At 60.6% G+C, this 20,120-nt stretch carries 17 protein-coding genes; 10 read left to right on the top strand and 7 right to left on the bottom strand.

Annotated features, from left to right (window positions below; genetic code table 11):
* Position 1: 1 nt before the first annotated feature.
* The 7 genes from gldM to IPJ76_12010 all read right to left on the bottom strand — a co-directional run bounded on the left by gldM (position 2) and on the right by IPJ76_12010 (position 9,880).
* Positions 2–1,624: a gliding motility protein GldM gene (gene gldM / locus IPJ76_12040; protein ID QQR85339.1), complete on the bottom strand. Its 1,623-nt coding sequence runs from the start codon at positions 1,622–1,624 to the stop codon at positions 2–4.
* A gap of 74 nt (positions 1,625–1,698) precedes the next feature.
* Positions 1,699–2,487 carry a gliding motility protein GldL gene (gene gldL / locus IPJ76_12035; GenBank protein ID QQR85338.1) on the bottom strand — a complete coding sequence of 263 codons (789 nt, stop codon included), beginning with the start codon at positions 2,485–2,487 and terminating at the stop codon, positions 1,699–1,701.
* Between the two features lie 106 nt (positions 2,488–2,593).
* A complete protein-coding gene (locus tag IPJ76_12030; GenBank protein ID QQR85337.1) occupies positions 2,594–3,949 on the bottom strand; it encodes an SUMF1/EgtB/PvdO family nonheme iron enzyme in 1,356 nt (451 codons plus the stop codon).
* 120 nt (positions 3,950–4,069) lie between these two features.
* The gene (locus IPJ76_12025; GenBank protein ID QQR85336.1) at positions 4,070–5,002 is read right to left on the bottom strand and encodes a type IX secretion system membrane protein PorP/SprF; all 933 of its coding nucleotides are present in this window, start codon (positions 5,000–5,002) and stop codon (positions 4,070–4,072) included.
* 154 nt (positions 5,003–5,156) lie between these two features.
* On the bottom strand, positions 5,157–6,326 hold the full coding sequence (locus IPJ76_12020) for a formimidoylglutamase (protein ID QQR85335.1): 1,170 nt from the start codon (positions 6,324–6,326) through the stop codon (positions 5,157–5,159).
* 118 nt (positions 6,327–6,444) lie between these two features.
* Positions 6,445–8,988: a type I DNA topoisomerase gene (topA, locus tag IPJ76_12015; GenBank protein ID QQR85334.1), complete on the bottom strand. Its 2,544-nt coding sequence runs from the start codon at positions 8,986–8,988 to the stop codon at positions 6,445–6,447.
* A gap of 175 nt (positions 8,989–9,163) precedes the next feature.
* A complete protein-coding gene (locus tag IPJ76_12010) occupies positions 9,164–9,880 on the bottom strand; it encodes a hypothetical protein (GenBank protein QQR85333.1) in 717 nt (238 codons plus the stop codon).
* Positions 9,881–10,016: 136 nt separating this feature from the next.
* Here IPJ76_12010 and miaB point away from each other — a divergent pair, with 136 nt between their 5' ends.
* The 10 genes from miaB to IPJ76_11960 all read left to right on the top strand — a co-directional run bounded on the left by miaB (position 10,017) and on the right by IPJ76_11960 (position 19,994).
* On the top strand, positions 10,017–11,375 hold the full coding sequence (gene miaB / locus IPJ76_12005; protein QQR88454.1) for a tRNA (N6-isopentenyl adenosine(37)-C2)-methylthiotransferase MiaB: 1,359 nt from the start codon (positions 10,017–10,019) through the stop codon (positions 11,373–11,375).
* Positions 11,372–12,586: a sigma-54-dependent Fis family transcriptional regulator gene (locus IPJ76_12000; protein QQR85332.1), complete on the top strand. Its 1,215-nt coding sequence runs from the start codon at positions 11,372–11,374 to the stop codon at positions 12,584–12,586. The genes miaB and IPJ76_12000 overlap by 4 nt, the downstream gene beginning before the upstream one ends.
* Positions 12,583–13,080 (top strand): LptE family protein, encoded by a 498-nt coding sequence (locus IPJ76_11995; protein ID QQR85331.1) that lies wholly within the window; start codon positions 12,583–12,585, stop codon positions 13,078–13,080. Before IPJ76_12000 ends, IPJ76_11995 begins: the two co-directional genes overlap by 4 nt.
* A gap of 25 nt (positions 13,081–13,105) precedes the next feature.
* Positions 13,106–14,131: a hypothetical protein gene (locus IPJ76_11990; GenBank protein QQR88515.1), complete on the top strand. Its 1,026-nt coding sequence runs from the start codon at positions 13,106–13,108 to the stop codon at positions 14,129–14,131.
* A complete protein-coding gene (gene secG / locus IPJ76_11985) occupies positions 14,128–14,469 on the top strand; it encodes a preprotein translocase subunit SecG (GenBank protein ID QQR88453.1) in 342 nt (113 codons plus the stop codon). The genes IPJ76_11990 and secG overlap by 4 nt, the downstream gene beginning before the upstream one ends.
* Before the next feature lie 156 nt (positions 14,470–14,625).
* Positions 14,626–14,916: a co-chaperone GroES gene (gene groES, locus IPJ76_11980; GenBank protein QQR85330.1), complete on the top strand. Its 291-nt coding sequence runs from the start codon at positions 14,626–14,628 to the stop codon at positions 14,914–14,916.
* 105 nt (positions 14,917–15,021) lie between these two features.
* Positions 15,022–16,659, top strand: coding sequence for a chaperonin GroEL (gene groL, locus IPJ76_11975; GenBank protein ID QQR85329.1), 1,638 nt, complete (start codon positions 15,022–15,024; stop codon positions 16,657–16,659).
* 181 nt (positions 16,660–16,840) lie between these two features.
* Positions 16,841–18,034 (top strand): ATP-binding protein, encoded by a 1,194-nt coding sequence (locus IPJ76_11970; protein QQR85328.1) that lies wholly within the window; start codon positions 16,841–16,843, stop codon positions 18,032–18,034.
* A gap of 137 nt (positions 18,035–18,171) precedes the next feature.
* Positions 18,172–19,419 carry a hypothetical protein gene (locus IPJ76_11965; protein ID QQR85327.1) on the top strand — a complete coding sequence of 416 codons (1,248 nt, stop codon included), beginning with the start codon at positions 18,172–18,174 and terminating at the stop codon, positions 19,417–19,419.
* On the top strand, positions 19,416–19,994 hold the full coding sequence (locus IPJ76_11960) for a hypothetical protein (GenBank protein QQR85326.1): 579 nt from the start codon (positions 19,416–19,418) through the stop codon (positions 19,992–19,994). The genes IPJ76_11965 and IPJ76_11960 overlap by 4 nt, the downstream gene beginning before the upstream one ends.
* Positions 19,995–20,120: the final 126 nt, after the last annotated feature.

The raw sequence follows: 20,120 nt of genomic DNA, 5'->3' as shown, positions 1-20,120 counted from the left end.
CTTAGGTCACCTTGAAGGACAGGCCACCGAGGTTACGCACCGTGCCATCGGGTCCGCGGGCTTTGATGCCCTCGATATACACCTTCTGACCGGGTTTAGCCTTTGACAGCATCTCTTTCACATCGCCGCTCAATGCGGCGCCTTTCACGACCTTCTCGATGGGCGTGCCGGCCACGATCATGGTCACGCGGTACTCCACCACCTCGAACTTCAGGTCGAACTCGAAGTTCTCCATTTTTGCCTGCACGCCTTGGGCTGCGGTAAGGTCAGCCTTCTTCACCGTCTCATCGTTGGCGCCTTTGTTAGCGAAATAGGGAACGGGGTTGGGCACGTTCTTCACGCGGAACTCGATGCCGGGCATGGTCTTCTTCGTGCCGTCAACGTTGGTCACCGTTGCAGCCACGGTGGCTTTCGAGTCCTTACCGGGCTTCACGATGTAACCGTCCTTGCCCTTCGACAATGAGTGGCCACCGGAAATGGAAGCAGCAATGTCCTTGTCACTGTAACCCGATACGCTGATGCTCACCGGGTTGTCCACACCGCGATAGAACACGTTCATCTTCGTTGGGCTCACGACCAGGTTCGGGGCTGCTACTTCGTAAGTGGTTTCGAAGTAGCGCTTCTCCTCCGCACCACCGACCGGCTTGAACTTGATAATACCGGTCACGGTTTTGACACCTGCTCCCGAAGCACCTTCCTCCAGCTTGGCCATGGCGCCTTCGAGAGGGAGCTTTTTGCCCTCACCAATGATCTCCATCTTCACGGTATCTACACGTGCGCCAGGGCCACAAATCGTGACTTCCGGGGCGTTCTGGTTATCGTATGCACCGAGGAAGATGTCCGCGCGATACGTACCGCCAGCGGTCACGTAACTGCTTTGGGGCCGAACAATGGGAACCAGCGTATTGAACTTGAAGCTCTTGCCTTCCACGTCGCCCAGCAGCTTGTTCACTAGTTCATTCTCAGCGTTGCGCACATCACCTTGGATCTTGGAAAGGATTGTGACCGCGGCGGCCAATGGCACATGGTAGAAGTTCATGCTTTCCCATTTGCTCACCGTACCGCTCGCGTCGGCCCGATCGGAGAAATCGAACAGCTTGTTCACGTTCGCTTCGATCTTAGCGTCACCCTTGGCCTTGGCTTTCACCAAGTCGCGGTAGGCCTCCAACTTCTGACGGAACTCCACAGCGGTGAAGGGCCCTTCCTTCGGGGCACCCGGCTCGCTGCCGATCATCAGGTTCGTTACGTTGTTGTTCGCGTCCTTCTTGTCGACGTAGCGCAGGTTCAACACTGTATCCACACCGTTGGCATCCTTGCCGATGATCTTGGCCACCTCGATCTTCTCTTCGGCAGCGATGGCGCGAACCTTCAAGGAGTCGATGTAAACGAGCAGTTCAGAGGCCGACTTCTGCACCTGTTGTGCATCAGAGAAGGCTGCGCCGTATTTCGTCTGGTTCTCGTTCGCGTAATCCGAGAAGGTCTTGTAGGTAGCGGTCATCTTCTCCTGAAGAGTCGCTTTGGTTCCTTCAAGGCCCGTGTTCACGGTCACGAAGCTGTCCAGGATCTCCTTGGATACGTTCAGCGCAAGAAGCGCCGTCAGCACCAAGTACATCATGTTGATCATCTTCTGTCTCGGGGACAGATTACCACCAGCCATTGCTCAGGTCGTTAGGTATTGCTGTTGTGGTCGTGCGATGATCAGCTCACGCGCATGGCGCTGAGCATGTTACCGTACACGGTGTTCAGTTTGCCGAGGTTGTCGCTCAACACGGCGATGTTCTCCTTGTAACGCTTGGTGTCGTCCACCGAGCTGCGCAGGTTGGCAAGCAGGTCGTGCATGCCTTCGAACATCTGGTTGGCGGCCTCCAGTTTCTCGCGGCTGCCGCGGAGCTGCATCTCGTACATCTCGTTGAGGGCCGTGAGGTTCTGGCTCATCTTCTGGAGGCTCTCGCCCGCGCTCTTGCCCGCGTCCACGTTGTTCGTGAGGCCGACCAGGCTCTGGCTCGCCTTCTCGTAGCTGTCGCTGAGGCTGGTCACCTTGCTGCTGGCGTCCTTCAAGCTGTTGGCGTACTCGTTCGTGGCCGATGCAGCGCTGGTGACGGTGCCCATTGCTTTGGCTTGGTCGCTCAAGCTGCGCATGCCGTCGCCCAAACTGGCGATCAGTTCCGGCTCGATCTTGGCGCTCTCCAGCATGTCGTCCAACTGCTCGGTGATGGAGCGCTGGTCTTCCTTCTTGAAGTCGTCGCCCTCGGCATGTTCGCCGGTGGCCAACTCCGGATACACCAAGCTCCAATCGGGCTCCTCATGAGGCGGCTCGAAGGCGGAGAAGATGAAGATGATGGCCTCTGTACTGAGACCAAGGATCAGGAAGAAGTCGGCCATTGGCCAGTGCTGGATCTTGAAGAGTGCTCCCACGATCACAACTGCCGCTCCCAATCCGTAGAGCTTGGCCATGAAATTCTTCCACTTCTTGCTGCCGGGTTTCATCTGTGGTCCGAGTTGTTTTGGTTCAGGTTGTTGAAGAGGTCACGTATGGAATGCGGGCGATTGCAGGTGGTAACGTCCGCCGGTTCCCGATGTTGAGGGGTTCAGCCTAAAGGTCTTCCGCGCTCACGGCCTTGCCGCGGCCCAGGTAGGTCATCACACTGCGGAAGCCGATGTAGCATTTCGCGGTGTCCTGGTACTCGTAGCTGCGCGAACTGGTCTGAAGGAAATAACCAATGTCCTTCCACGAACCGCCGCGGATCACCTTACGCTTCAGCGCAGGTGGATCGTTGGCCATGGCGTCGTAGCTGTACTCGGGGTTCAGATCGTGGTCGAAGTCATACACGCTCTCATCGTAGGCCGTGCTGGTCCACTCGGCCACGTTGCCGGCCATGTTGTAGAGACCGTAATCGTTCGGGCTGTAGCTGTCGACCGGCACGGTGTGGAAACCACCGTCGTCAACGTAGTTCCCGTTCAATGGCTTGAAGTTGCCGAGGAAGCAGCCCTGACGGTTCCGGATGTAGGGGCCGCCCCACGGATATGGGGCAAGGTCGAGTCCACCACGCGATGCGTATTCCCATTCGGCCTCGGTGGGCAACCGGAAGTCGTTGATGAACGGCTCCATGTTCGCCATCAGGAACGAGTTCATCAGGCGGGTACGCCACACATTGAATGCGTTGGCCTGGGTCCACGTGATGCCGACCAAGGGGTAATCGTCATAGGCCGGGTGCCAGAAGTAGTTCTTGGTCATCGGCTCGTTGAAGCTGTAGGTGAAATCGTGCACCCAAGCCAGCGTGTCGGGGTACACATTGATCACCTCCTTGATGATGAATTTGCTCCGGTCGCTGTGGCCACGGATGGAGTTGTTGTGGCCCAAAGAGTTCGTATAGCTCAGGTCGAGGTCCTTGCCTGCCTTGCGGGCGGCGTTCTTCAGGTCGATCCAGTAGTACTCGAACATGAGCTTACGCGAGTCGATCTCCTTCTGGCGGTAGAAACGCTCGCTCTCGCTCAGGTACAGGTCGGCCAAAGCTTCACGCTCTTCCTCGCCCCACCAATCGATGCGTTCACCCCAATTGATCACTGGCGGATCGATCTCCTCCCCGAACTCGTCCTCAGTAATAACATGCTCTCCGATATCCTCGTCACCAAGGATGCGCTTCGCCGTGCTATCGATCACGTACTCCACGAACTGCCGGTACTCGTTGTTCGTGATCTCCGTCTGATCGATGTAGAAGGCCTGCACGCTCACCGTCTTGCTCTTGGTGTTCAGCGCGTAGGGCACGTCTTCATCGCTCGGTCCCATGACATAGCTGCCCATAGGGATGTAGTTCATCCCGTAGGGGTCAACTTGGTACCAATCCGGGCGACCGCCGGCGCCGACCAATTGGCCATCGCCACCACTGCCGCAGCCCGAAAGCACGACCGTGGCGCAGAGCGCGCTCAGATACACTGGTGAACGTTTCATGATCCTCCGTTTTGGCCGCTGGGTCCTTGCTGGTTCCGTTGAAGCGGATGGGTAAGCACACGCTTCAGACAAGGCATACAACGGTGTTGCAGGTTTGTGGGTTACGCTACTCCCGGACTTTTAGAGGAACAGGGGGTGGTGTGACTCGAACACTTTCGGGGGCTTGACGATCTTGAAGCAGTAGTTGAGCATGATCTCGTGGCTTCCACTGCTGTAGTTCTTCAGTTCGCTGGTGGTGACGTCGTAGGCGTAGCCGATCTTCCAAGCGCTCTTGCCATCGGCGCTTTCGCGCTGGAATCCGATGTAAGGGGCGATGGCGTCCTCGGTCCTGAACGAAACGCCCAGCCAAACCATCTTATTATAGAGGATGCTGGTGCCGATGTCCAGCTGGGTGCTGGCGCCGTCGCTCTTCACCAAGGCACTGGGCTGCAGGATGAACTTGTTGTTGATCTCCCAGTTGTACCCCGCCAGGATATAGTAGTGTCGGGCGTTCTTGATGCTAACGGCATCGAGCCCGGTCTCCGGTAGCTGGGTGGTGGAGATGCCAGCGTAAAGCGTCGGGGATTTGTAGTAGAGGCCCAGACCGAGGTCGAAGCCGGTTGCGCTTGAACCATTGTCCGGGATCGCGTCATCGCTGGTCACCGGGTCAACCGAAACCCAGTCATTGCCAAGGCTGCGGCTGGTCATGCCAGCATAGAGGCCAATGCCCAAGGTGCTCAAGCCACCCTGCAGTTTCACATGGTACGAATAGTGCAGGCGGGCCAGTGTGTTCTTCTGTTGACCCAGTTGGTCCAAGTACAAAGACAAGCCGACACCACTGCGAATGGCGCTGATCGGCATCTGGAAGTTGATAAGACCGGTCTTGGGGGCCCCGTCGAACCCGGTCCATTGCTGGCGGAGAAGCGCTGTGAGGCACATGTTCCCGGTTGTTCCGGCCGACCCGGGGTTGATCGAAAGGCGGTCGTGCATATACTGGGTGAACTGCGGGTCCTGCTGTGCTGTTGCGGTGCTCAGCGCGGCGGCGCATACGACTGCGGTAATGATCCTCCTCATCTCTGGACGCGTTCTGTTCGTTTACGGCAGGGCCAAAAATCTCCTTCGGGACCGCCCACGATCCCGGCGCCAATATAGCATCGGCCCGATCCCACCAAATTTCCAAGCCTTTGGCGGGCTCTTGGGATCATGACCTGTCCGGCCCGGGAACCGGTCAGCTCAGTTTCTGGAAGGTCCGCCACCAACGGTCCGGCACTTCTTCGCGGCAGGCCATCTGGTAATCGCCGACGGAACAAGGCACCAAATGGTGGCGCTCGTATCGGGCCTCTTGCTCCGCCCTGTACGGCACATCCATCCACCACCGGTCACTTACAGCGCTCTTGTAGAACACCAGTTCCTGCTCGTGTCCGCGGATGGGCACATGGAACTTGGTGAAGTTCTTACGGTCCATCCAAGGCAGGTCGTTGGTGCGGCTGCGGTGCCCGTCCAGGAAGCACCAGACCATTTGTGCTGCCAATTGGGCTGTGGTGCCGTCCACGTCACGGTCCGGGTCCATCTCGTAGATGGCCAAGCTGCTCACCTTCTCGCTTACCCCGGCGTAACGCATGAGCTGGCACACCTCTTCGCCATGGAAGCCGTTGGGGCCTGGGCGGCTGGTGCCCGGTGCATCGCTCCGGCGGATGCTCGACATGTCCACGCTCAGTGTGTCAGCGTTCCTGAGCACAGGTTCCATCTCAGCGATCGCCGCCCTGACCTCTCCTAGGCGGTGGACATCGAAGTACAACCGGTCCATGAGCTCGATCCCGGGCTGGTCGATGTGGTAGGTCTGGTAACCCAGGTTGCTGTAGTTGAACAGGTAGTTGGGCTGGCGCAGAACGATGTGACTGAGGTAGCTGGTGTCGGCAAGGCCTTGGCCAGGCTCACCCAGGTCGAAGCGGCTGTCGATGCAAACGAGGTTAGCCGTGCGCTCGAGCCTTTCATAGGCCAGGTATTGCGTGAACGTGTGCCCCTGCCCTCCTCCGAGGACGATCGGAACGATGTTCTTGCGCATCAGCTCGGCCAAGGTTTCCGCCAAGGCGTGCTGTGTGTCCTGCGATGAATTGCCCGGAAGCAGGTCACCCAGATCAACCAGTTGCAGCTTGCCGGGCGGGAGGAATAGTTCATACAGTTCCGCGCGGATGGCATCGGGGGCCTTCACCACGGACCTCGGCCGTGCGTGGCCCGGGTCATCGAGCACGCCGATGATGGCCACCTGGGCGCCTTCCAGACCGGGGAACCCGTTGGTGGTGTGGAAGCGCGTGTTTGCCCCGAGCGCATGGATGCTCCAGTCGGGCTGTGAACGGCCGAAGCGTTCGCTCGGACGGAAGTAGATGGAGAGGTCCATGACAGTGGGTCACTGAAGCAGCGGGCAGACACCGCTCATCAGCAGTGTGCAAGGTTGGACCAATACAGGCCGTGCGCTGCGCACAACAGCGGACAAGTGTCAACGGCGAGCTGTCAACTCACTTCGCTTTGCGCCGGAAGCCTCCCTTTTTGGCAGCCTTCTTCTTGGCGGGTGCCGCGGCGATGAGCTTCTGGCACTCTTCCAAGGTCATGTCCTCGGGCTTTTTGTCCTTGGGCAGGTTGGCGTTCTTCTTCCCATCGGTGATGTACGGCCCGTATCGACCATCAAGTATTTCGATGTCCGAACCGTCGAACTTCCGCAAGGTCTTCGCGGCGGCGCCGGCCAGCTTCGCCTGGATCAATTCGATGCCGCGCTCCAAGGTCACGTCGCCGGGCTCTTCGCTCTTCGGGATGTTCGCGTAGGTCTTGCCGTATTTCACGTAAGGCCCGAAACGGCCCCGACCAACAACGATCATGTCGCCTTGGTACTCGCCGAGATCACGGGTGGCGCTGGCGGCCTTCTTCAGATCGATCAATTCGATGGCGCGTTGCAGGTCGATGGCCAATGGATCATCCTCAGCTTGGAGGCTCGCATAGGTGCTGCCCGAGCGCACGTACGGGCCAAAGCGCCCGATGCCCACGCTCACCACTTCGCCATCGCGTTCGCCCAACGTCCGCGGGAGCTTGAAGAGATCGAGCGCGTCCTTCAGCTCGATGGTGCCGATACTCTGGTCTTTGCGCAAGCTGGCGAACTTGGGCTTGTCCTCGTCGCTCACCTCGCCAATCTGCACCATGGGCCCGAAACGGCCGATGCGCGCATAGACCTTCTTGCCGCTGGCAGGGTCGAGGCCCAGTTCGCGAGCGCCCGTTGCACGCTCCGCTGTCTCGCTCACCGTGCCGATGGTCTTATGGAAAGGGGTGTAGAAGCGCTTGAGCATTTTGCGCCAGTCCTCCTTGCCTTCGGCGATCACGTCGAACTCCTCCTCCACGTTCGCCGTGAAGTTGAAATCGACGATGCTGGGGAAGTGCTCCACCAGGAAGTCGTTCACCACCATGCCGATGTCCGTGGGGAAGAGCTTCTGCTTTTCGGCGCCCACGTTCTCGGTGGCCGTGGCGTCGGAGATGTTGTTCTCCTTCAGCGTGAGGATGCGGTAAGGGCGGGGCACACCGTCGCGGCTTTCCTTCACCACGTAGCCGCGTTTCTGCACGGTGCTGATAGTGGGCGCGTACGTGGACGGGCGGCCGATGCCCAGTTCCTCGAGCTTCTTCACGAGGCTCGCTTCAGTGTAACGCGGTGCGGGGCGATCGAAGCGCTGCGTGGCCGTCATCTCCTGCAGCTGCAGTTGCTGGCCCTGCTTCATGTCGGGCAGCAGACCCTCCTGCTCCTCTCCTTCCTCGTCGTCGCGGCCTTCCATGTACACCTTCAGGAAGCCGTCGAAGAGGATCACCTCGCCTTGCGCAACGAGGTTCTCTCCCGGCCGTGAAGAGATGTTGATGTTGACGATGGTCTTCTCCAGTTCCGCCTCGGCCATCTGGCTGGCGATGGTGCGCTTCCAGATGAGGTCGTACAAGCGCTCGGCATCGCGGTCGGCACCGGCGGTGCGCACCATGAAGTCGGTGGGGCGGATGGCTTCGTGCGCCTCCTGAGCGCCCTTGGTCTTGCTCTGGAAACGGCGGCTCTTGCTGTAACGCTCGCCATAGGTGGTCGTCACCGCATCCACCGCGGCACTGATGGCGAGCTCGCTCAGGTTCACCGAGTCGGTACGCATGTAGGTGATGTTCCCTTGCTCGTACAACCCTTGTGCGATCCGCATGGTGCGGTCAACGCTGAAGCCGAGCTTGCGTGAAGCCTCCTGCTGCAATGTGCTGGTGGTGAACGGCGCCGCGGGCGAACGCTTCGCAGGTTTCTTCTCCACGGCATCCACGGTGAAGGTGGCACCGAGACAACTGCGCAAGAAGCCCATGGCCTCTTCCTCGGTGGCGAAGCGCTGCGGCAGTTCGGCCTTCACCACGCTGCTGCCATTGGCGAGCAGGTTGGCTGTGATGCGGAACGCGCTGCTGGTGCTGAAGCCGAGGATCTCGCGTTCACGCTCCACGATGCAACGCACGGCCACGCTTTGCACACGGCCTGCACTAAGGCTGGGCTTCACCTTGCGCCAGAGGATGGGGCTCAGTTCGTAGCCCACCAGCCGATCGAGCACGCGGCGCGCCTGTTGGGCGTCCACCAAGTGCACATCGATCTCGCGCGGGTTGGCGATGGCCTCCAGCACGGCCTTCTTCGTGATCTCGTTGAAGGTGATGCGCTTCACCTTTTCCTGCGGAAGCTTCAAAGCTTCCTTCAGATGCCAGCTGATGGCCTCTCCCTCACGGTCTTCGTCGGTCGCGAGCCATACCGTGGCGGCTTTGTCGGCTTCTTTCTTCAGGGCGTTCAGCCGCTCCTTCTTGTCGTCGGGGATGATGTAGGTGGGCTCGAAGCCGTTGTCCACATCCACGCTCAGGTCGCGCTCGGGCAGGTCGCGTACATGGCCGTAACTGCTCAGCACGGTGAACCCGTCGCCGAGGTACTTCTCGATGGTCTTCGCTTTGGCTGGCGACTCCACGATCACCAGATCCCCGCTTGCTTCCTTCCCGCTGGTGCGGGACGCCGACGTCTTCTTGGCCATGCGTTCTCGTTCAGTTCAGATGGGCATCACTGCCCCATGAAAAAAGGTCGGCAAATGAAAGGGCATTCAGCGGGAAATCGGATCGGCCCGGTGCCGTGCGCAGCCCTCTTCCCTACGGGAAGGAAATTTTCAACGGGCCCGGCACCTGAATTGACACGAGGTGTTCAACACCCGTTCAATGACCCTTTCGCGCTTCGCGATCTCGCATGAGGGCTAAGTCCAGCCCATCGCCCAGCTGGACACCGACTGTCAGACCCGTTCCTAGCTGGTACTGGAACCTTCCGTATGGCGCATGGTCCGGACGCAGCGAGAAGGATTGCGCAGCGAACGCACAATAAGCGATGAACCAAAGTGGTCCCAAGGGCTGAAGGTGCTCCAATTCGAACGACAAAAAGAAGGGCGCACCATACTCATTGATGTACTTGTCTTTGTACACCGCTGAGGCGCCGCCCCCGTTCATCGACCACGACCGGCTCCAACCGGAAGCAACACCTTCATTGACACAGAGCACGGCCATTGACGGCCTTGCCCACCATCGGCGGTTGGAGTGAATTTTGACGTTCAACCCAAGGTTGATGTAGAGCGAACCCAACCGCACATATTCCTCACCACGAGTGCCGCCCCCAAGGCCGCCATTCCCATAAGCCACATCGAACTCACGCCGCTCATAGCGCATACCGAACCCCAACCCGACCCAGGCAGAGTCAGGCCGATTGTTGCAATTCAGGCCGACCGCCCAAGCAGGGCCTGGCTCTTGAACAAGCTCATCCTCGTACCTATCACCCGAGCCACCGATCGACCAACTGAACACACCCGCGCTCGCATCGAGGCTAAGCTGCGCCGATGCACACAGCGTTGCGAAGCAGGCCAGCAAGTAGAAGAGGTACCGCATCGTCTTGGCAAGTCGCATTCTGGCAGCCCGGCGCTGCCCGCCCTGTCACAACGTCAGCCCTGCCAAGGTGCGTACTTTCGGGCCCCTTTCCAAACGCGTGAGCAAGAAGGTCTACATCGAGAGCTACGGTTGCCAGATGAACCATAGCGACAGCGAGATCGTGGCCAGCATCCTGGCCAAGGACGGCTATGCCGTCACCAACACCCCCGAGGGCGCCGATCTGGTGCTGCTCAACACGTGCAGCATCCGGGAAAAGGCGGAGTACACGGTGATGCAGCGCATCAACGAAATGAACAACCTGAAGGCCCGCAACAAGGGGTTGAAGGTGGGTGTGCTGGGCTGCATGGCCGAGCGCATGCGTGAAGACCTGCTGGAGAAGAAGAAGGTGGTTGACCTGGTGGTAGGACCGGATGCCTACCGCACACTACCGTTGCTCCTGGACGAGGTGGAAAGCGGGCAGAAAGCGATGAACGTGCTGCTGAGCCGCGAAGAGACCTATGGAGAGATAGAGCCCGTGCGTCTGGGCAGCAATGGCGTTACCGCGTTCGTTACCATCATGCGCGGTTGCGACAACATGTGCGCCTTCTGCGTGGTGCCCTTCACTCGGGGCCGGGAGCGCAGCCGCGATGCCGAGAGCATCGTTGCGGAATGCCGTGATCTCGTGGCCAAAGGCTACAAGGAGGTGACCCTCTTGGGCCAGAACGTGGACAGCTACAAGTGGGCACCGAAAATGGAAGGCGCAAGCGCAGAGCATGTGGATTTCGCCGACCTGCTCGCGATGGTGGCTGAGGTGTCACCGGCCCTGCGCGTGCGCTACAGCACTAGCCATCCGAAGGACATGACCGACAAGGTGCTGGAGGTGATGGCACGCTACCCCAACATCTGCAAGTACGTGCACCTGCCCGTGCAGAGCGGCAGCAGCGACGTGTTGAAACGCATGAACCGCGGCTACACGCGCGATTGGTATTTGGAGCGCATCGCGTCCATCAAGCGCTTCATGCCCGATTGTGCCATCACCACGGACATCATCACCGGGTTCTGCGGCGAAACGGAGGAAGATCATGCGCAGACCTTGAGCCTGATGGATGAGGTCGGCTTCAGCATGGGCTTCATGTTCAAATACAGCGAACGGCCCAAGACGCTGGCCGCGCGCAAGTATCCCGATGATGTGCCCGACGAGGTGAAAGGCCGGCGGCTGCAAGAGGTGATCGACCGCATGGCCGCTTCCTCGGCCGCGTTCAACAAGCTCGCCGTTGGAAGGGAACGCGTTGTGCTCATCGAAGGCGTGAGCAAACGAAGCACGGAACACCTCTATGGCCGTGATGACCAATACACCACGGTGATCGTTCCGCGCACGGTGAACGGAACTGAAATAAAGTCAGGCGATCTTGTGAGGGTCCGGATATTGAGCAGCACGGCAGCTTCGTTGCAGGGAGAGCCGATCGCCGTGATCGCGCACCCCGGCGCATTGGAGCCCATGACCATCGCAGGATGAACGTACTACCGATCAAACAGCGCTTCGGCATCATCGGCAACAGCCCGATGCTGGACCGTGCCGTGGAGATCGCCTCGCAAGTGGGACCCACCGACCTCACCGTGCTGGTAACGGGCGAGAACGGCACGGGCAAAGAGGTGATCCCGAAGATCGTGCACGCCTACAGCGCACGGAAGCATCAACCGTACATAGCGGTGAACTGCGGGGCCATCCCCGAAGGGACCATCGACAGCGAACTGTTCGGCCACGAGAAGGGAGCCTTCACCGGTGCGCACGAGGCGCGCAAGGGCTACTTCGAATCGGCCGACGGCGGCACGCTCTTCCTGGACGAAGTGGGCGAGCTGCCCTTGACCACACAGGTGCGCTTGCTGCGCGTGCTGGAGACGGGTGAGTTCATCCGCGTGGGCAGTAGCAAAGCACAGAAGACCAACGTGCGCGTGGTAGCGGCCACCAACAAAAACCTGCTGGAGGAAGTGGCACGCCACCGTTTCCGCGAGGACCTGTACTACCGCATGAACACTGTGCCCATCACCGTGCCGCCGCTGCGCGAACGCCGCAAGGACATCCACCTGCTGTTCCGGAAGTTCGCCCAGGACAATGCGGAGAAGTACCGCAACGAGCCGCTGACCCTCACGGATGATGCCGTTGCTCTGCTGGAGAGCTACCGCTGGCCGGGCAACGTGCGCCAACTGCGCAACATGGTGGACCAACTGAGCGTGATCGAGAAGGGGCGCACCATCACCGCCGATATCATGCGGTCGTACCTGCCGAACGAAACACCGAGCAACCTACCGGCACTGGCGGGTCCGGCCACGTTCGCGGACGGCAGCAACGAGAAGGAACTCATCTACAAGTTCCTCTTCGACCTCAAGAACGATATCACGGCGTTGAAGGCCCAAGTGCTCAACCTGGCGCAGGGTCAGGCGATGCCTGCGATGCAACCACCGGTTTATGGCGGCGAGATCATCATCCCGGCGCAGTTGGGCGAGCACGCGCCGATGAGCATCCAGTTGCCGCAACGTACCGACAGCGCCACGCACGATGTGCACCATACCGAAGTGGAGGAGTCGTTGAGCATTCTGGACAAGGAGAAGGAGCTGATCCAAAAGGCCATCGTGAAGCACCGTGGTCGCAGGAAGTTCGCGGCGGAGGAACTGGGCATCAGCGAGCGGACGTTGTACCGCAAGATCAAGGAATACGACATCAAGTGAGGCTCCTGCTCGCGTTCGCCATTGCTCTGCTGCTGCCAGCCTGTACGGTCAGTTACAGCTTCACGCCGCCGGCCAGCGTGGGCAATGCGAAGAGCTTCAGCGTGGAGCAGTTCGATACGCGTGCGCCCCTGGCCACGCCCCAGAGCGCCCAAACCTTCACCGAAACGCTGCGCGATCTGATGCAGGCCCAAACACCGCTGGACCTGCGCCGCAGCAACGGAGATGTCCAGTTCACCGGCGCCATCGTGCAGTACGACGTTCAACCCGTGGCCATCCAAGCCAACGAAACGGCCGCGCTCAACCGCCTCACGATCGGGGTGAACGTGCGCTTCACCAATTCCACGGACAAAGCGCGCGACAGCGAGTTCACAGTGAGCCGCTTCGCCGACTTCAACAGCAGCACCGACCTGAGCTCGGTGGAGGCCGGGCTGGTGGAGGAGATCAGTAAGCAACTGGCACAGGATATCTTCGATCGCACGTTGGGTGCGTGGTGATCCGCACCTTTCGCGCCCTTTCGCCGTGAACAAGGAACGCCTGACCCGATTGCTGGCCGAGCCAGCGCAAGTGGCCGCCGAGGACCTGGCCGGTCTGCGCGACCTGGTGCAGCGCCATCCGTGGTTCTCCGGGGCCCAGGTGCTGCTGGCGAAGGGAGAACACGCCACGGGCGACGTGCTCGGCACGGAACATCTGCGCGATGCCGCCGCCCATGTGCCCAGCCGCGAGGTGCTTTACCACGCCGCCAAGGCTGAGATCGTCGCTGCGTCCGCGCCCATGCACGTTGTGCGGGACGAGGAGCCCGAAATAGCGGTAAGCACCCCGGTTGCGGTTGAGCAGCCAACGGTTGCTCCCCCTGCCCCCATTGATGAGCTGACGGAGCCCCTTGAAGAACCGGCCCAGCCTGAGGTGATCCCGGTCGTTGAGGAAGCCCCGCCACCGTCCGACGAGGAAATGGCCGCACGTATCCTGGAGCAGCAAATGCTGGAGGCCGCCATCAGCACGGGATACAGCCTGGAGGCGATGGTGATGCAGGACACCCCCGCTCCCACTGCCGCTCCAACGGTCCAGCAGCAGCCGGTAGCCCCACCGATGAGGCCCATGGTTCTGGCGGCCCGGGTGCCCGGTGCGCGCATGAGCTTTGGCGCTTGGCTCGATACGGACATCCAAGCCGTTCCCAAGCCAGTTGCTCCGGCCAAACCGAGCGCTCCACCGGTCACGGAAAAGGCGGAAACGCCTGTTGCCCCGGACCACGCCGAAGGCTCGGCACCATCGGCCACCCGCAGCGCCATCGACCGGTTCCTCGCGAAAACGCCCATCGAGCCGCCCAAAAAGGCCGCCTTCTTCAGCCCGCAGGAAGCTGGCCGCCGCAGCCTGCGCGACCACGCAGACATGGTGAGCGAGACCCTGGCCCGTATCTACGAACAGCAGGGCAACTACGCCAAGGCAGAAGAGGCTTATCGCAAGCTGGCGTTGAAAGTGCCGGAAAAAGCAGCTTACTTCGCGGCCCTTTCGCAGGCGGCTGCGGAGAAACAGAAAAAAGAAGGCTGACCATGTTCCTCTCGATCCTCATCCTGCTCGTGTGCGTGTTCCTAGGGCTGTTCGTTCTCATGCAAGCGCCCAAGGGCGGTGGCTTGGCCAGTGGCTTCAGCGGCGCCCAGCAGATCGGTGGGGTGCAGCGCACCACGGACTTCCTGGAGAAAGGCACCTGGACCCTCGCTGGTGTCCTGATGGTCCTTGCGCTCCTGAGCGGCTCACAAACCGAAGTGCAGGCGAAGAGCCAGGGCCCCGATGACACCATCGAGGAGACCATCAACACCACGCAGGACGCGGAGGTGGACCCTAACGCGGTCACCGCACCCGTGGACTCGGCCAAGCAGCCGGGCTGATCGTCACTTCTTGTCAGTCCGCACTGCCTGTTTTTCCCGCAACTGGCAGCGAACGGAAGTCTTGACAGTTGATAACCCCTACAGGGCTCGTCGGCACTGTCGTTGCCATGCGCGCCACGCCAACTCAAATAACCAAAACCCCGATCATCATAACCCATGGCCAACGTGAAGCCACTGGCAGACCGCGTGCTCGTTGAAGCAGCCGCTGCAGAAGAGACCACCAAGGGTGGTTTGTTCATCCCCGATACCGCCAAGGAAAAGCCGCAGCGTGGCAAAGTGATCGCTGTGGGCACCGGCCGCATCGCCGACGACGGCAAAGTGACCCCCCTGAGCGTGAAGGTGGGCGACAGCGTGCTGTACGGCAAATACAGCGGCACCGAGCTCAGCCTCGACGGCAAGGACTACATGATCATGCGCGAAAGCGACATCTACGCTGTCCTGAACTAAGCACGTTACCGGCAAGAGTACACGTACAGTCGACCCAGTGGGTCGACACGACAGGTGCTCTGACCGGAAGACCTTCATCCCAACCCAACCAATCATCCTACTGCAATGGCAGCCAAGAACATCCAATTCGACATCGACGCACGCGACCGCTTGAAGCGTGGCGTTGACCACCTCGCGAACGCCGTGAAGGTGACCCTCGGTCCCAAGGGCCGCAACGTGATCATCGACAAGAAATTCGGCGCCCCGCAAGTGACCAAGGACGGGGTGACCGTGGCCAAGGAGATCGAGCTGAAGGACGCCGTGGAGAACATGGGCGCCCAGATGCTGAAGGAAGTGGCCAGCAAGACGGCCGATATCGCCGGTGACGGCACGACCACCGCAACGGTGCTGGCCCAGGCCATCGTTACCGCAGGCCTGAAGAACGTGGCCGCCGGTGCCAACCCCATGGACCTGAAGCGCGGCATCGACAAGGCCGTGGTGGCCGTGGTGGAGGAGCTCAAGAAGATGAGCAAGGCCGTTGGCGACGACAACGCCAAGATCAAGCAAGTGGCCTCGATCAGCGCCAACAACGACGACACCATCGGCACCCTCATCGCCGAGGCCATGGCCAAGGTGAAGAAGGAAGGCGTGATCACCGTGGAAGAAGCGAAAGGCACCGACACGACCGTGGAAGTGGTGGAAGGCATGCAGTTCGACCGCGGCTACCTGAGCCCCTACTTCGTGACGAACGCCGACAAGATGGAGGCCGACCTGGAAGGCGCGCACATCCTGATCTACGACAAGAAGATCAGCACGATGAAGGAGCTGCTGCCGATCCTGGAGAAGAGCGTGCAGACGGGCAAGCCCCTGTTGATCATTGCTGAAGACGTGGACGGCGAAGCGCTGGCCACACTGGTGGTGAACAAGATCCGCGGCGCCCTGAAAGTGGCCGCCGTGAAAGCCCCGGGTTTCGGCGATCGCCGGAAGGCCATGCTGGAGGACATCGCCATCCTCACCGGTGGTACCGTGATCAGTGAGGAGCGCGGCTTCAAGCTGGAGAACGCCGACCTGACCATGCTTGGCAAAGCCGAGAAGATCAGCATCGACAAGGACAACACCACGATCGTGAACGGTGCCGGCAAGAAGGCCGACATCACCGCACGCGTGAACCAGATCAAAGCGCAGATCGAAACCACCACGAGCGACTACGACAAGGAGAAGCTGCAGGAGCGCCTGGCCAAGCTGGCCGGTGGTGTTGCGGTGCTCTACATCGGTGCCGCCACGGAAGTGGAGATGAAAGAGAAGAAGGACCGTGTGGACGACGCACTGCACGCGACCCGCGCTGCCGTTGAAGAGGGCATCGTGCCCGGCGGTGGTGTGGCCTACATCCGCGCGCAGAAAGTGCTGGAGAAGCTGGAGGGCGCCAACGGCGACGAGACCACCGGCATGGGCATCGTGCGCCGCGCCATCGAAGAACCGCTGCGCCAGATCGTGGCCAACGCAGGCCTCGAAGGCAGCATCATCGTTCAGAAGGTGCGCGAGGGCAAAGCCGACTACGGCTTCAACGCCCGCACCGAGGAGTACGAGAACCTGCTCGCAGCTGGTGTGATCGACCCCACCAAGGTGACCCGCGTGGCACTGGAGAACGCCGCTTCCATCGCGAGCATGCTCCTCACCACCGAGTGCGTGATCACCGAGGAGAAAGAAGAGAAAGCCCCAGCCCACAGCCACGGCGGCATGGGCGGCGGCATGGACATGATGTAAGCACCGCCCGTTCCACGCCATGGAACGGTGGTCACGGGCACACGCCTGTGTGAAAGGTCAAGCCCTCGGTCGAAAGGCCGGGGGCTTGTACATTGAGGTGGAATTTCTTCTGAACATTTTGAAGAGATTTAGTCGACTTATCGACAACTGATAATTCGACTAATCTCCTTATGTTTGATCCGTGGACCCCATAAGGAATCCATTTGCGCCCGGGGCTGGTACCCAACCCCCGGAACTCGTTGGCCGGGACGAACTGCTTGAAACGGTACGCATTGCCATTGCGCGTATTCGCCTCGGCAACCCTGCAAAGAGCTTGATGCTTGTCGGTCTTCGTGGCGTTGGTAAAACGGTCTTGTTGGACCGCATGAGAGAAGATGCCGAATCAACTGGTGCCCAAACGCTCCGCATCGAAGCCAAGGAAAAGGGGTCGCTCCCCGCGCTTCTCGTTCCCCAACTGAGGCAAGCTCTTTTGCGGCTCTCGCGAAACGCGAACGCGAAAGACCTTGCACAACGAGCGCTTCGTGGTCTCGCCGGCTTCGCGAAGGCCCTGAAGGTCAAATACGGAGACATTGAAGTGGGCTTCGACTTTGAACCGGAACCAGGCTTGGCCGACAACGGTGATCTCGAACACGACCTCCAAGCCCTGATGGAAGCGGCGGGTCAGGCCGCCGCCAAAGCCGATACCGTTCTGGCCATCTTCATCGACGAACTGCAGTACGTGCCTGAGCCACAAATGGCCGCATTGATCACGGCCATGCACAGATGCGCTCAACGACGTTTGCCTATAATCCTGATCGGTGCGGGCCTGCCGCAACTCAGGGGGCGCATGGGCGACGCCAAATCCTATGCGGAGCGACTATTCGACTTTCCCACCATCGGACCACTGCAACCTTCTGATGCACGGCAAGCAATCGAGGCGCCCGCCAATCAACAGAACGTGGAAATCGAGGGTCGTGCAGTCGAAATGATAGTCGAGAAAACCGAAGGCTATCCGTACTTCATCCAAGAATGGGGAAAGCACGCATGGGATGCGGCCGATCGCTCACCAATCACAGAGGCAGACGTCCTAGTCGCGTCAACCAGCGCTGTGGCTGCGCTCGACGAGAGCTTTTTCAGGGTCAGGTTCGACAGGCTCACACCCGCTGAAAAGATTTACTTGCGCGCTATGGCCGAGCTAGGCCCCGGGCCTCATCGGTCCGGTGACATTGCCCAGTTGTTGCGCATGGAGGTGACTGCGCTAGGGCCTCGGCGCAACAACTTGATCTCAAAAGGCATGATCTGGAGCCCCAACCATGGAGACACCGCGTTCACGGTTCCGCTGTTCGATCAATTCATGAAGCGCGTCATTCCTGGCGCCGATTGGCGCAAGAGCTGAACGGCGGTTACCAACACCTGTCGAAAACTCGCGCCTGTGCGGGCGGGCAGGCCGGCTTAATCTCGCGTGCTTGTTGTGCGCTGATGAAAAGCGCGACAGGTCAACGGGACGCCCCCCGCAAGGGCGGGATGAAACACATGCACGTTACCCCCAAACGCTTCTTCGACTTCTGCGCCACGCACGTGCCCTTGCTGCACGCCATCGCCATCAAGCCGGGCGACATCAGCGAAGCACAGGTGCGGCAGCTCATCCGAAACTTCAGCGATGCGGCCGAGGAACTGCCCGAGACCACGTGGGACCGCCTGCTGGAGATGCAGATCATCGTACCCATCGAAGAGGGCAGCTCGCACTACGTGATGGCGCAGCCGCTCTTGCAGCTGCTGAACTTCCTGCACAACGACGCTGCGCCCACCAGTCCTGAGATCATCCAGGGCTACACCGCCGCACTGGAGAGCGCCCGCAAGCGCGTGCAGCTGGGCGTGGATGCCGGCGACGCCTTGAGCGTGGCCATGGCCACCAACGAGATCGACCACACGTTGCGCCGCATGCGCGACGACCTTGATGCCACGCACCGCGCCGTGATGGCCGAAGTGGCCCGCTACCTCGCCGACCGCAGCAGCGTGAGCGTGCGCGAGCGCTACCTGCGCATCGTGGTGCTCATGGACCAGTACGTGCACCCGCTGGTGGAGATCGTCCGTGTGGACGGCCTGCTGGTGAACACGCTGAACGAAACGGACATGGCCTTGCGTATGGCGCGCGAGCAGGGCGTGTACCGCGACCTCCACAGCATCGAGCGCAACGAGCGCGCCTTGCGCGTGCTGCGCCGCCGCGCCATCCACACGCTGAACGAAAGCCGTAAGGAACTACAGCCGCTCTATGACGTGCTGCGCCGCGCCAGTGCGATCGCCCATGGCGCCGGCTTGGCCCTGGGCCGACTGCGCTCCATGAAGCTCGACGACTGGGCGATGACGTATGTGGTGAGCGCGGACAACGCGCGCATCGAGAGCCCGCCCACCGATGCTGTGATCAACCAGATCATCGACGCCGTGGTGAGCCACCCGCCCACGCCGCCGCCCACGCTCAACTGGGAGGAGAGCGAGGGGACACCGCCCGACTACGTGCGCCTCTTGTGGTTGAACGAACTGCCGAACGCGCTGAACGAAGAGCTTCCGGTGAAGGACATCACCGCGTGGCTCACCAAGACCTTCCCCGAGAAAGGGACCGCCGATGCGCTGCTCGGCTTGAGCAAACTGCTCTTCGACCCCAAGCTCGAAGTGGATTTCAAAGGCGGCAAGCCGAAACAGTACCGCACGCGTGACGGTCAGCTGGAGGTCGGTACCATTTCCATCACGAAGCCAACGCCCGCTAAAGGCACCAACAAATGAGCAACCTCACCCAGATCAAGGAGGTCTTCGACAAGCTGCGCCAAGGGGCGTACATCACCCACGAGCAGGGCAGCTTGCACACGGCCTTGGCCGAGAACTTCGACGGCTACAAGGACTACTTCAGCCCGCTCGGCCTGAACCTGGTGCGCCACCAACGCGACTTCTTCTACTTCCAGACGGAAGCGGCCGAAGCCACACCGCCCTCGCAAGCGTTGCCGCCCATCGCCGTGTTCTGCTTCATCCTCATCGAGGCCACCGCCAATGAAGGGCGACCTGTCGAGGAGTACCTGCTCACCGAGCGCTTCAGTGTGGCGGGTCTCCCCCACCTGGCCAGCGACCGTTACAAAACACACTTGAAGGCCGTTGGGGTGGATGACGAAGCGGCCCTGCGCAAACTGGTGAAGAGCATGGTGCGCCTGGGTTGGGTGGAATACTTCAACGACGACACCTTCCGCTTCCTGCGCCCCTTCCACCGCATGTTCGACAAGTGCCAGGAGATCAGCAATGCCGCCGAGCAGGAAAGCCGCAGCGTGCTGATGGACGGCGAGCGGACGATCGATCCTGAAATGAATTGAAGAAGGACAACCGCGAAGAGCACGAAGGACACAAAGGATACTTGAGGCCCAAGGCCAAGTGAACGAAACAAGAAAAGATGACCCGAACGTCTCCCGCATTCTTCGCGCCCTTTGCGCTCTTTGCGG

Source organism: Flavobacteriales bacterium (assembly GCA_016699575.1).
Classification (GTDB): Bacteria; Bacteroidota; Bacteroidia; order Flavobacteriales_F; family PHOS-HE28; genus PHOS-HE28.
Note: the sequence above shows the minus strand (reverse complement) of the source record. Positions and strands in the feature narration are given on the sequence as shown.

What these genes read in the sequence shown, in the direction of transcription:
- IPJ76_12030 (QQR85337.1), bottom strand. Translation starts at nt 3,949, where the DNA reads ATGAAACGTTCACCAGTGTATCTGAGCGCGCTCTGCGCCACGGTCGTG.
- gldL (QQR85338.1), bottom strand. Translation starts at nt 2,487, where the DNA reads ATGAAACCCGGCAGCAAGAAGTGGAAGAATTTCATGGCCAAGCTCTAC.
- IPJ76_11965 (QQR85327.1), top strand. Translation starts at nt 18,172, where the DNA reads ATGCACGTTACCCCCAAACGCTTCTTCGACTTCTGCGCCACGCACGTG.
- miaB (QQR88454.1), top strand. Translation starts at nt 10,017, where the DNA reads ATGAACCATAGCGACAGCGAGATCGTGGCCAGCATCCTGGCCAAGGAC.
- IPJ76_12010 (QQR85333.1), bottom strand. Translation starts at nt 9,880, where the DNA reads ATGCGGTACCTCTTCTACTTGCTGGCCTGCTTCGCAACGCTGTGTGCA.
- IPJ76_11960 (QQR85326.1), top strand. Translation starts at nt 19,416, where the DNA reads ATGAGCAACCTCACCCAGATCAAGGAGGTCTTCGACAAGCTGCGCCAA.
- topA (QQR85334.1), bottom strand. Translation starts at nt 8,988, where the DNA reads ATGGCCAAGAAGACGTCGGCGTCCCGCACCAGCGGGAAGGAAGCAAGC.
- IPJ76_12025 (QQR85336.1), bottom strand. Translation starts at nt 5,002, where the DNA reads ATGAGGAGGATCATTACCGCAGTCGTATGCGCCGCCGCGCTGAGCACC.
- gldM (QQR85339.1), bottom strand. Translation starts at nt 1,624, where the DNA reads ATGATCAACATGATGTACTTGGTGCTGACGGCGCTTCTTGCGCTGAAC.
- IPJ76_12020 (QQR85335.1), bottom strand. Translation starts at nt 6,326, where the DNA reads ATGGACCTCTCCATCTACTTCCGTCCGAGCGAACGCTTCGGCCGTTCA.
- groL (QQR85329.1), top strand. Translation starts at nt 15,022, where the DNA reads ATGGCAGCCAAGAACATCCAATTCGACATCGACGCACGCGACCGCTTG.
- groES (QQR85330.1), top strand. Translation starts at nt 14,626, where the DNA reads ATGGCCAACGTGAAGCCACTGGCAGACCGCGTGCTCGTTGAAGCAGCC.
- IPJ76_12000 (QQR85332.1), top strand. Translation starts at nt 11,372, where the DNA reads ATGAACGTACTACCGATCAAACAGCGCTTCGGCATCATCGGCAACAGC.